Here is a 1,803-nt window from a genome sequence, read left to right as displayed (position 1 = left end):
TGCTGCGCGACAAACAAGGTGAGAATTGCCGACAAACAGGGGCTCATCCGCAAATTTGGTGCAGCCTGGCCGACGAGGCCTTTGGAAGCCTGATCGATGATCAGTCAGGCGGCGAGCAGAACACGCTGCCGGAGGAGCTGGTAGTCAGCGCGTCCGTACATCTGTCGCTTTATGGCTTTGACCCGGTTGATCTGACCTTCGACCGGGCTCGTTGTCCAGCGGGTCGTAATCGCGCCCTTCACGGCATCGATGTCGCGCGCGATGCCGGCCGCAAAGCTGGCGACTTCACTGTCTGCAGCCTGTTCGAGCCATCTATCGAGCCTGGTCACGTCGTTGCCATCGAGCAGCGCGATGAACTCTGCGGCGAGCCCGGCCACCGTGCAAAGCTCCGGTGCCCGCGCATAGAGATGATGGAGGAAAGCCCTGGCATCCGCATCGATCTGACCGGGATCCCGGCTCAGATACCAGGCACAGCGCCGGCGTGACGGGGCTTTCCAGCCGGTCCGCGTCTGCTGCTCCGCTGTTGTCTGTAGATTGTCGCGGGCCCGCCGTCGGGCGGCCCATCGGGCAATGCTATTCCGGCTCCCCCTGTAGCCGTGTTCCTTCAGATCCCGCCAGAGCTGCTGCCCGACCTGGCATCCCGCTTGCCATCGGCTCTCGAGCCAGTCTTCATAAGGTGCGAGCAGATGCGAGGTTGAAGAAGGACGGATATGTTCGGGTTCACCGCCCGCGGCCAGCCACCGCTGAACCGTGCGCTGGCTGATGCCGGTCAGACCGGCGATGTGCGATACGGGATGGCCTTGCGCGCGAAGGCGGCAGATTTCTTCCCATCGCTCGCGACGCGCTGATTGTCGACCGGTTCGCAATCTGGCGAGACCGGGAGCGGCCGGTGGAAGGCGGGCCTGCGTCCCTGTCATGCTTTTCACCGCCGCCGACACGGCGCCACGATGGCGGCCCACGGCCTCGCGCAGTGCGTCCCCCAGTCCGCGGAGCAGATGCCAGCGATCAGCCACCTGCACAGCGTCTGGCGCCCCGCGCCTTGCTCCATCGGCATAAAGGCCGGCGCGATCGCGTGCGACGACCTGAATCCCGGGATAGCGCCGGAGCCAGCCGGCCACGCTGTCCGCGTTGCGATCAGGAAGCAAATCCACAAACGCGATTGCGCTCCAGATCGCAGATGATCGTTCCATAGCGCTGGCCGCGGCGCCATGCCCAGTCATCGATGCCGACAATGGTCGGGGCGATAAAATCCGGCACAGGCGCCGACCGGATCATCCGCAGCAAGCTATCGCCGCTCACCGGCATCGCCAGCCGGTGCGCAAGACGGGACCCCGGCTCGCCGCCGGCGGCAAGGCCGATCGCCCGCTGGCTGTCGGCGAGCCGGACGGAGCGCTGTGCTCTAGAAGCAACCACCCCGGGCAGCCGCTCCGCGAATATCCGTACCTTGCAGGCGGGCGTCCCGCAGCGAAAGCGCCGCACCCTGAGCGTCATCCGCACAATCCGTCCATGCCAGGGCAGGTCGCGCGGCCGGCGCTCGTAATGGCTGTGAATGCGGCTCGACCGCCGTGCGCAGCCGGGACAGGCTGACGAACGCTGAACCGGCTTCACCGTCAGATGAAGCTCGCCCTGCGCTGTGTCGCTGCGACGGACAATCGTTAAACCTTCAGGAACGGGAGAACCGGCAGATGTCTGGAACACGCGCAAATACCATCGCTGACCGTAATCCCCACTCTATGCACGCTCCCGATTCGCGCGTGAATCCCCCAACTTGCACCAAATTTGCGGATGAGCCCCTGTTTGTCG

The 1,803-nt window shown here is 65.1% G+C and carries 2 protein-coding genes; both read right to left on the bottom strand.

The genetic code is table 11. The features are described from left to right. Nucleotides 1-104 precede the first annotated feature (104 nt). Nucleotides 105-1,190 (bottom strand): transposase, encoded by a 1,086-nt coding sequence (locus B5X69_RS21805; protein ID WP_245798832.1) that lies wholly within the window; start codon nt 1,188-1,190, stop codon nt 105-107. Further along, complete coding sequence (locus B5X69_RS21800; protein ID WP_217699176.1) at nt 1,135-1,698, bottom strand: transposase family protein; 564 nt, start codon at nt 1,696-1,698, stop codon at nt 1,135-1,137. The genes B5X69_RS21805 and B5X69_RS21800 overlap by 56 nt, the downstream gene beginning before the upstream one ends. Nucleotides 1,699-1,803 lie beyond the last annotated feature (105 nt).

This window comes from Sphingopyxis flava (assembly GCF_900168005.1).
GTDB classification, from domain to species: Bacteria; Pseudomonadota; Alphaproteobacteria; order Sphingomonadales; family Sphingomonadaceae; genus Sphingopyxis; species Sphingopyxis flava.
The sequence above is the reverse complement of the archived record's forward strand: the minus strand, read 5'-3'. Positions and strand labels throughout refer to the sequence as shown.